Source organism: Streptomyces yamdrokensis, from assembly GCF_053890455.1.
Map to the genome: position 1 here is coordinate 351171 of NZ_CM132679.1, position 9551 is coordinate 360721.

General features: G+C 71.2%; 6 protein-coding genes. 2 read left to right on the forward strand and 4 right to left on the reverse strand.

What is annotated here, in order from left to right; all coding sequences use genetic code 11:
• Positions 1–450 precede the first annotated feature (450 nt).
• On the forward strand, positions 451–1365 hold the full coding sequence (locus ACWZEH_RS01125) for a YceI family protein (RefSeq protein ID WP_456195069.1): 915 nt from the start codon (positions 451–453) through the stop codon (positions 1363–1365).
• Positions 1366–1443: 78 nt separating this feature from the next.
• Here the strand turns inward: ACWZEH_RS01125 and ACWZEH_RS01130 are convergent, their stop codons facing one another.
• Entirely contained in the window at positions 1444–4827 is a 3384-nt protein-coding gene (locus tag ACWZEH_RS01130; RefSeq protein ID WP_456195070.1) for a pyruvate carboxylase, read from the reverse strand.
• 122 nt (positions 4828–4949) lie between these two features.
• A complete protein-coding gene (locus ACWZEH_RS01135) occupies positions 4950–5171 on the reverse strand; it encodes a hypothetical protein (protein ID WP_456195071.1) in 222 nt (73 codons plus the stop codon).
• Positions 5172–5291: 120 nt separating this feature from the next.
• Here ACWZEH_RS01135 and ACWZEH_RS01140 point away from each other — a divergent pair, with 120 nt between their 5' ends.
• Positions 5292–6770, forward strand: a complete 1479-nt coding sequence (locus tag ACWZEH_RS01140; RefSeq protein WP_456195072.1) for a glutamate-cysteine ligase family protein — start codon at positions 5292–5294, stop codon at positions 6768–6770.
• Positions 6771–6960: 190 nt separating this feature from the next.
• Here the strand turns inward: ACWZEH_RS01140 and ACWZEH_RS01145 are convergent, their stop codons facing one another.
• Both ACWZEH_RS01145 and ACWZEH_RS01150 read right to left on the reverse strand, forming a co-directional pair.
• Positions 6961–7683 (reverse strand): FAD binding domain-containing protein, encoded by a 723-nt coding sequence (locus ACWZEH_RS01145; protein ID WP_456195073.1) that lies wholly within the window; start codon positions 7681–7683, stop codon positions 6961–6963.
• A gap of 204 nt (positions 7684–7887) precedes the next feature.
• A complete protein-coding gene (locus tag ACWZEH_RS01150) occupies positions 7888–9336 on the reverse strand; it encodes a WGR domain-containing protein (protein WP_456195074.1) in 1449 nt (482 codons plus the stop codon).
• Between the last annotated feature and the right edge of the window lie 215 nt (positions 9337–9551).

The window sequence follows — 9551 nt, forward strand, 5'->3', positions numbered from 1 at the left end:
CACCACTCCTCTCCTCGGCGGGGGCGGTGTCCGTTCCGCGCCACTCCCCGCTGTCTCTCCTTCTCGGACGGTGTGGCGCGCGAGAACTCATCGGTCCGGCTGCGCGCCGGCGAGGTGTGTGCACGTCGTGCATGATCTGCGCCGATACCGCGAGTGGCGCATGAACTTTGCGACACACCCCACACTGTTTGCCGGAGCGTCACAGCAAAGTATTGCCCCCTCAAACCGGATCATCACCCCACATACCGGGTCCCGCCCAGTGACGTGTGCGACACGGTCCGACGAGTGTGCCGGTATCCGGAGCAGCGAATTCACCCTGTCGTCGGCTTTATGATCGTCACCGGCCTCCCCTCGTACCGACGTCCCGTTTCCCGGGCCTCTTGGCAGCCGCGAACGCTTCTGCCGTGCAGGGTCGCGTGACAGCGACGCGTGTGAAGAAAGGTGAACTCCATGGTCCTCGGACTGCTGCGACGCCGGCGCTCCCACGGCGCCCACGGCGCCGCGTCGGCCCTCTCCGTGCCCCTGCCGCCCGGCGCGGGGATGTTCGGCTGCGAGGTCGTCGACACGCTGGCACAGCCGCTGGGCGGAGCCGAGGTCACGGTGACCGGGCTGAGCAGTCACCGGGTCGCGGCCCGCGGCACCACCGACCCGTACGGTTACTTCATGGCGGCCCTGCCCCCGGGCACCTACAGCGTGATGACCGCGTCGGAGGGCCTGTCACCGGTCCGTGAGACCGTCGAGATAGCCGCCGGCGTGGCGCTCCCTCCACAGCGCGTCGTGCTCGAGCCCGCACGTCAGCTGGAGCTCCCACCGTCCGGCACCTGGCTGTTCGACCCGCCGCACACCGCGATCCGGTTCATCGCCAAGCACGTGGGCATGGCCCATGTGCACGGCCGCTTCACGCGGTTCGAGGGCGGCATCCGTGTCGCACAGAACATGACCGACTCCCAGGTCTCGGTGCGCATCGACGCGTCCAGCATCACCACGGGCAACCAGACGCGCGACAACCATCTGCGATCCGCGGACTTCCTCGACGTCGAGCACTACCCGTACATCGACTTCACCAGTACCCGGTTCGCCTATCGCGGCGGCTCGAAGTGGACCGTGCACGGCACCCTCACCATGCACGGCACCAGCCGCTCCGTGGGCCTCGACACCGAGTACCTCGGCACCGTGAACGGCGGCTACGAGCAGGAACTGCGCTGCGCCGCTCTCGCGAAGGCCGAACTGCACCGCGAGGACTTCACCCTCAACTGGCGCTCGATGCTCGCCCGCGGCATCGCCGTGGTGGGGCCCACCGTCCAGCTGGAGCTCGACGTACAGGCCATGTACCGGACCCACGACACACCGACACCGCCCCAGTAGACACGTCGCCGTCACGCCGGGCGCCGGCGGCGGGGCGGGGAGCGGGGACGGGTCGGCGGGCGGCCGGCAGTGGCCGGCTCAGGCGAGTTCCACGAGGAGGTCACCGCCCTCCACCTGCTGGATGCGGTTGATGGCCAGCCGGGTCACCGTGCCGGACTTCGGGGCGGTGATCGCGGCCTCCATCTTCATCGCCTCGATGGTGGCCACCGTGGCACCGGCCGCCACCTCGTCGCCCTCGGCGACCGCGAGGGTCACCACTCCGGCGAACGGTGCCGCGACATGGCCGGGGTCGTTCCGGTCGGCCTTCTCGGTGACCGGGACGTCGGAGGCGGCGGCCCGGTCGCGGACCTGGATCGGCCGCATCTGGCCGTTCAGGGTGGACATCACGGTGCGCATGCCGCGCTCGTCGGCGTCGCCCACGGCCTGGAGTTCGATGAGCAGCCGCACCCCGGGGTCGAGGTCGACGGTGTACTCCTTGTCGGGGCGCAGCCCGTAGAAGAAGGCCTTGCTGTCCAGGACGCTGGTGTCGCCGAAGGTCTGCCGGTGCGTCTCGAACTCGCGGGCCGGACCGGGAAACAGCAGCCGGTTGAGCGTGGTGCGGCGGTCCTTCGCCAGCCCGGCGCGGTCGTCGGCGGTCAGTTCCTGCAAGGGCTTGGCGTCGGCGCGGCCGCGCAGCGCCTTGGTCCGGAACGGTTCGGGCCAGCCGCCGGGCGGGGTGCCGAGCTCGCCGCGCAGGAAGCCGATGACGGAGTCGGGGATGTCGAACCGGCCGGGGTCCTCCTCGAAGTCGTCCGGGGACACCCCGGCGCCCACCAGGTGCAGGGCCAGGTCGCCGACCACCTTCGAGGACGGGGTGACCTTGACGAGTCGGCCGAGGATCCGGTCGGCGGCGGCGTACATCGCCTCGATGTCCTCGAAGCGGTCGCCGAGGCCGAGGGCGATGGCCTGGGTGCGCAGGTTGGAGAGCTGCCCGCCGGGGATCTCGTGGTGGTAGACGCGGCCGGTGGGAGAGGCGAGGCCCGCTTCGAAGGGGGCGTAGACCTTGCGGACGCTCTCCCAGTACGGCTCCAGGTCTCCGACGGCCTGGAGGTCGAGGCCGGTGGGGCGCTCGGAGTGGTCGGTCGCCGCGACGATCGCCGACAGACTGGGCTGCGAGGTGGTGCCCGCCATGGACGCCACCGCTCCGTCGACCGCGTCCGCTCCTGCCTGGACCGCGGCGAGGTAGGTGGCGAGCTGCCCGCCGGAGGTGTCGTGGGTGTGCAGGTGGACCGGCAGGTCGAACTCCCGGCGCAGGGCGGACACCAGGGTCGCCGCCGCGGGCGCCCTCAGCAGGCCGGCCATGTCCTTGACGGCCAGGACGTGCGCACCGGCGTCCACGATCTGCTCGGCCAGGCGCAGGTAGTAGTCCAGGGTGTAGAGCCGCTCGGACGGGTCGGACAGGTCGGAGGTGTAGCACAGGGCGACCTCCGCGACGGCCGTCCCGGTCTCCCGTACGGCGTCGATGGCGGGCCGCATCTGGTCGACGTCGTTCAGCGCGTCGAAGATGCGGAAGATGTCGATGCCGGTGGCCGCCGCCTCCTCGACGAAGGCGTCGGTCACCTCGGTCGGGTACGGCGTGTAGCCCACGGTGTTGCGGCCCCGCAGCAGCATCTGCAGGCAGATGTTGGGGACGGCTTCCCGCAGGGCGGCCAGGCGTTCCCACGGGTCCTCGGCGAGGAAGCGCAGGGCGACGTCGTAGGTGGCGCCCCCCCAGCACTCCAGGGAGAGCAGCTCGGGCAGGGTGCGCGCCACCACGGGGGCGACGGCGAGCAGGTCCTTGGTGCGGACCCGGGTGGCGAGCAGCGACTGGTGGGCGTCGCGGAAGGTGGTGTCGGTGACGCCGATGGTCGGTGACGCGCGCAGCCGGCTCGCGAATTCCTCGGGGCCGAGTTCGGCGAGGCGCTGCCGGGATCCGGTGGGCGGTTCGGCGGGGGCCCGCTGGGACAGGTGGGACAGTTTGGCCGTCGGATCGATCAGGGCAGGGCGCTCACCGTGCGGCTTGTTCACCGTGACGTCGGCGAGGTAGGTCAGCAGCTTCGTGCCGCGGTCGGCGGAGTGACGCGCGGTGAGCAGGTGCGGGCGCTGCTCGATGAACGACGTGGTGACCTGTCCGGCCCGGAACTCCGGGTCGTCGAGCACGGCCTGGAGGAAGGGGATGTTGGTGGAGACGCCGCGGATGCGGAACTCGGCCACGGCGCGCCGGGCCCGGCCCACGGCGGTGGCGAAGTCCCGGCCCCGGCAGGTCAGTTTGACCAGCATGGAGTCGAAGTGTGCGCTGATCTCCGTACCGGCGTGGGTGGTGCCGCCGTCCAGGCGGATCCCGGAGCCGCCGGGCGAGCGGTAGCCACTGATCTGCCCGGTGTCGGGGCGGAAGCCGTTGGCCGGGTCCTCGGTGGTGATGCGGCACTGCAGCGCGGCGCCGCGCAGGGTGATGTTCTCCTGGGCGAGTCCGAGGTCGGCGAGTGTCTCGCCGGCGGCGATGCGCAGCTGCGCCTGGACGAGGTCGACGTCGGTGACCTCCTCGGTCACCGTGTGCTCGACCTGGATGCGGGGGTTCATCTCGATGAAGACGTGGTTCCCGTCGCGGTCGACGAGGAATTCCACGGTGCCGGCGTTGCGGTAGCCGATCTGGCGGGCGAAGCGCACGGCGTCGGCACAGATGCGGTCCCGCAACCCGGGGTCGAGGTTCGGCGCGGGCGCGAGTTCGATCACCTTCTGGTGGCGGCGCTGCACCGAGCAGTCACGTTCGAACAGGTGAATGACGTTGCCCTGGCCGTCGGCGAGGATCTGCACCTCGATGTGGCGGGGGTCGACGACGGCCCGCTCCAGGAAGACCGTGGGGTCGCCGAACGCGGACGCGGCCTCCCGCGAGGCCGCCTCGATGGACTCCCGCAGCTGGGCGGGGTCCTCGACCCGTCGCATCCCGCGCCCGCCGCCGCCGGCGACCGCCTTGACGAACACGGGGAAGCCGATGTCGTCGGCGGCGCGGACGAGCTCCTCCACGTCGGTGGAGGGTTCCGAGGAGCCCAGCACCGGCACGTCCGCCGCGCGGGCCGCGGCGACGGCGCGCGCCTTGTTCCCGGTCAGCTCCAGGATGCGGGCACTCGGTCCGACGAAGGTGATGCCCGCCTCTTCGCACGCCAGGGCCAGCTCGGGATTCTCGGACAGGAATCCGTAGCCCGGGTAGACGGCGTCGACACCCGCCCGGCGTGCCGCGCCCACGATCTCCTCGACCGAGAGGTAGGCGCGCACCGGATGCCCGACCTGGCCGATCTGGTACGCCTCGTCCGCCTTGAGCCGATGGAGCGAGTTGCGGTCCTCGTGCGGGAAGACCGCGACCGTTCGGGCACCCAGCTCGTAGCCCGCGCGGAACGCCCGAATCGCGATCTCACCACGGTTGGCTACCAGCACCTTGCGGAACATGTTGATCCCTTCAGCCTGCCGGTGACGAAGACCATCGTGTCGGTGGCAGGCCCGGTACGCCATGTGAGCCGGGCCACTCGTCCCGTGCCGGGCGGGGAATCCACTTGGGCGCCGTGGACACGTCAGCGTGCGGGGGCGGCGTTCCGACGGGCGGGGTGGCCGAGCCAGCAGCCGAAGCTCCGGCGGGCGCGGATCAGTGCGGGGCGCTCCTGGTCGACCTCGGGCCTCAGGCGGGAGACGAGCTTCTCGATGGCCGAGTATGGGCAAAGCCGCCGCCGTCGGCACCGCAGGGACCTGCCGATGGCGGCGGGGTACACCGGCTGACGGACACGCTTCGTCGGCACGTCCGCACGCGGGCGGTTCCGGGCACCGCGGTGGATCCCCTCCCGCGTGGTCGGAGTCGGCCGGTGGTGCGACGCTGGGGTGGAGAAGTGTCCGCGGACGGGAGGCCGGGAGGGAATCCGATGGGACGCGATGTCCCGGCGCTGGTGTTCACCCGCGAGGACCGCCGCCGGTACCGGATCAAGATGCAGGAGTGCCTCGACACGTTCGCACAGATGCTGCGGGAGGCGCGCTTCGAGGCCGAGCGGCCCCAGGTCGGGCTGGAGATCGAGCTGAACCTGGTAGACGACCGGGGGGAGCCCGCGATGCGCAACAGCGACGCGCTCGAAGTGATCGCGGACCCCGCCTGGTCCACGGAACTGGGCCGGTTCAACCTCGAGGTCAACGTTCCGCCGCGCCGGCTGACGGCGGGAGGCCCCGACTCGTGGGAGTCGGAGATCCGTGCCGCGCTGAACCATGCCGAGGACCGCGCGAAGTCGGTCGGCACTCATCTGATCATGACCGGGATCCTGCCGACGTTGCGGCAGGAGGACGTGGGTGAGTCGGCGCTGTCGGAGAACCCGCGCTACCGGCTGCTCAACGACCAGATCTTCGCGGCCCGGGGCGAGGACCTGCACATCGAGGTCGACGGCGTCGACCGGCTGCGCACCTACGCGGACACGATCACTCCCGAGGCCGCCTGCACCAGCACCCAGTTCCACCTCCAGGTGTTCCCGGAGCAGTTCGCCGACTACTGGAACGCGGCACAGTCGATCGCCGGGGTCCAGATCGCCCTGGCCGCCAACTCACCGTTCCTGTTCGGCAAGGAACTGTGGCACGAGACCCGCGTCCCGCTGTTCGAGCAGGCCACCGACACCCGCCCGCAGGAGATCAAGGTACAGGGGGTACGGCCCCGGGTGTGGTTCGGGGAACGGTGGATCAACAGCGTCTTCGACCTCTTCGAGGAGAACCTGCGGTACTTCCCGGCGCTGCTCCCGCTGTGCGACGAAGAGGACCCCGCCGAGACGCTGGACCGGGGCGACACCCCCGAACTGGGCGAACTGACCCTGCACAACGGCACCATCTACCGCTGGAACCGCCCGGTCTACGCCATCGCGCACGACAAGCCGCACGTCCGGGTGGAGAACCGGGTGCTGCCGGCCGGTCCCACCGTCGCCGACACCCTGGCCAACGGCGCCTTCTACTACGGGCTCACCCGCGCCCTGGTGGAGGAGGAACGGCCGGTGTGGTCCCGGATGTCCTTCTCGGCAGCCGAGGAGAACCTGCACACGGCGGCGCGGCACGGCATCGAGGCCCGGCTGTACTGGCCCGGGATGGGCGAGGTGCCGGTGCCCGAGCTGGTGCTGCGGCGTCTACTGCCCCTGGCGCACCGCGGGCTGGAACTCTCGGGGATGGACGAGGCCTGGCGGGAGCCGCTGCTCGGCATCATCGAGCAGCGCTGCGTCACCGGGCGCAACGGAGCGGTGTGGCAGAAGGAGATGTTCCACCACATCGACGCCACGGCCCACTGCGGCCGCCATGAGGCCCTGCGCCGGATGACGCAGCAGTACATCGACTACATGCACCTCAACGCCCCGGTGCACACCTGGCCCGTCGACTGACGCGGTCGGTCTGCCGGGGCAGCTGCCGGTCCTGTGCCCGTCCCGTTCGCCGGCCCCGCCCGGCACCGTTACGGTCGAGCCACGACCTGGCACGCCCGGGCGGCCGGCTGAGCCGTACCGGGCGGTGACGCCTTCGCCGGTCGGGGCCGTCGCGACGGCCGGCCCGCACGAACGGCAGTCGTACCACCGGTCAGCCGTCGGCGGCCCGGCCGAGGACCCCGGACACCTCCCTGCGCATCACGTCGCCGGTCTCCGGGGGGAGCGAACCGAGGTCCGTGGTGTCCAGGGCCCGCAGTGTCCCGTCCGTACCGGCCGCGCAGTCCGTGCTCCCGCCGATCACCTCGTAGCCGTCACGCACCGCGACGCGGACCCTGCGTCGTCCGTCCTCCTCTGCGTGCACGGCGGCGGCGACGACGAGGGGCGGCGATCCGCCCGCTTCGGCGGGTGCCTTGTGATATCCGCTGGTTATCGGGGTGCGCCAGCGCAGGCTGAGGAGCAGGTGGCGCTTGGCCACCACCTCGGCCAGATCGGTCTCGAAGGCTCCGTCCCGGTCCAGCACGGTGGCGCGTGTGTCCAGGACGAGCGCCGCCGGCAGCAGGCATCGCAGGGTGCTGCCCACGATGTTGCCGCCGACCGTCGCCGTCCGGCGTACCGCTCCGGTGCCCACGGTGGAGGCCGCGCCGCGCAGGACCTCCGGCACCCGGTCGTCGATCCGGTGCAGCAGAACGGCGGCGCCCAGCGCCTCGCTCTCGAGCACATTGGCCTCCGGCAGGCTGCGCAGGGACATCGCCTGCTCGGGGAAGCCGTCCCGCTGCCAGAGCGCCCACACGAGGGTGGCTCCGCCGATGGGCACCGCCCCCTCGGACACGCAGTTCTGTGCTTCGGTCAGGGAGGTGGGCAGACGCAAGTGCACGGCGGTCGACCTGCTTTCCTGGGCTTCGGCCGACGGAACCGGCCATTCCGCTGCATGATCATGGACACTGCATTCTCCGCACGGGCGAGGGGGCGCGTACAGGGCTCACACGGATCCCGTGTGAGCCTCGTCGTACGCCCCGGGACCGGTGTCCGGTCCCCGGGGACTTCTCCGGGGACCTCGCCCGCGAGGGAACCCGGCGCGTCAGAGCAGTCGGCGGATGTCACCGCGGACCCGGTAGAAGCCACCGGCCGCCGGGTGCAGGGCATCCACGACATAGCGGGCTCCGGGCTCCCGTATCGCGCGCGGGAACTGCACGTTCCACGACGAGTCGTACCCCTCGGACACCACGTGCACGCGCAGGCGGCCGGAGTCCTGAACACACTGGACGACGATCGCCCCGGTCGGGGCCTGGGCCACCGAGGTCACCGCGCTCGCAGTCGTGGCCGGCACGTAGGTCGGCAGTGCCTCGGCGAGCTTGACGTCCCGCGCGACCGGCACCGTACCCTGCTGGGCAGCGGCGACGGCCGCCTCGCTCGCGTCGACACAGACCAGCGAACCGTCGGTGGTGACCAGGTACAGCCGCTCGCCCCGGTACTGCATCGACAGGGCCGAGCCGCCACCCGTGCCGAGCTTCCACAGCCGGGTGCCGTCCTGGTCGAAGCAGTAGACGGACGACGCCGCGTCACCGGCGAACACGAACCGGCCGCCGGGCGAGGTGGCGCACGAGTACACGGCGCTGTCGCAGGCGTAGGTGGCCTCGATGGCCCCGCTCGCCTTCGACAGCCGCTGCACCACGCGGTGCGCCGTGCCCGCGTACACGGTGTCGTCCTCCTGCCAGCCGAACAGCACGCCGCCGCGGGTGGACGTGTGCCACAACTCGCCGCCGCCGTCGGGCGCGTAGGCGGTGACGCCGCTGTGGTGACCGTGGTAGACGGCCCGGTCGTCGGCGCGCACCATCCAGGCGTGGTCGCCCCGGCTGCGGCGGGACCACTGGTGCTCGTCCTCGTGGTCGATGACGGTGAGCTTGCCGTCGCGGTCCGAGACGTCCAGCACGCCCTCGTGGATGTCCAGCCAGAAGATGTCGACGTCCGCGGCGATGTCGTACGCCGCGAACGGCAGCTTGGAGGACAGGTCGTAGACCTTGCCGTCGTCACAGCCCGCGTAGATCCAGAAGTCGTCGGCCACCAGACACTTCACGCCGTCCGGCAGGTTGAAGCGGGCCAGCACCTGGCCGTCGTGGCCCAGGGTGTAGACGTCGCCCGCCTGGTTTCCGACCCAGCAGTGCTCGTCGTCGACATGGATGCCGAACGCCGCGGAGCCGGTGCCGAACCGCCACAGCACGGGAGCCACGGCGCGCGCGGTGGAGGGAGCGGACGCCACCTGACGCCGGGTCACCGCACGCGGCGCGCGCTGCCCGGGAACGGCGGGGGCGTAACCCTTGCGGACCTTCTCCCCGACCTTCTTCGCGGCGGCGGCCCGCGCCTTGTCCGCCGAGGGGAAGGTGGTGATCTGGGTCTGTCCCGCGGCACCGATCCGTCCGTAGCGAACGGTCACCACCAGGCCGTCGACGGTCACCTCGTAGAACTTGTGCGCGGCTCCGTCATCCTGCGACAGCTCCAGATACGTCGTCGACACCGACCCGCCAGACATGACAGAACCCTCCCCTGAGCGGACCCCCGGCCGTTCCGGCAGGCCCCACTGACCGAACCGTAGGCGAGGCCACTGACAACGGGGCCGCCGGTGATCAATACGCGGAAGCAACCTGTCCCGGTTCCGGCGAGTCCCATGTATCGCTTGCCTCTGCTGTACCGCTTGCCTCCGCGCCGCCGCACGTCCCCGGCTTCGGGCACACCACGAACGAACGA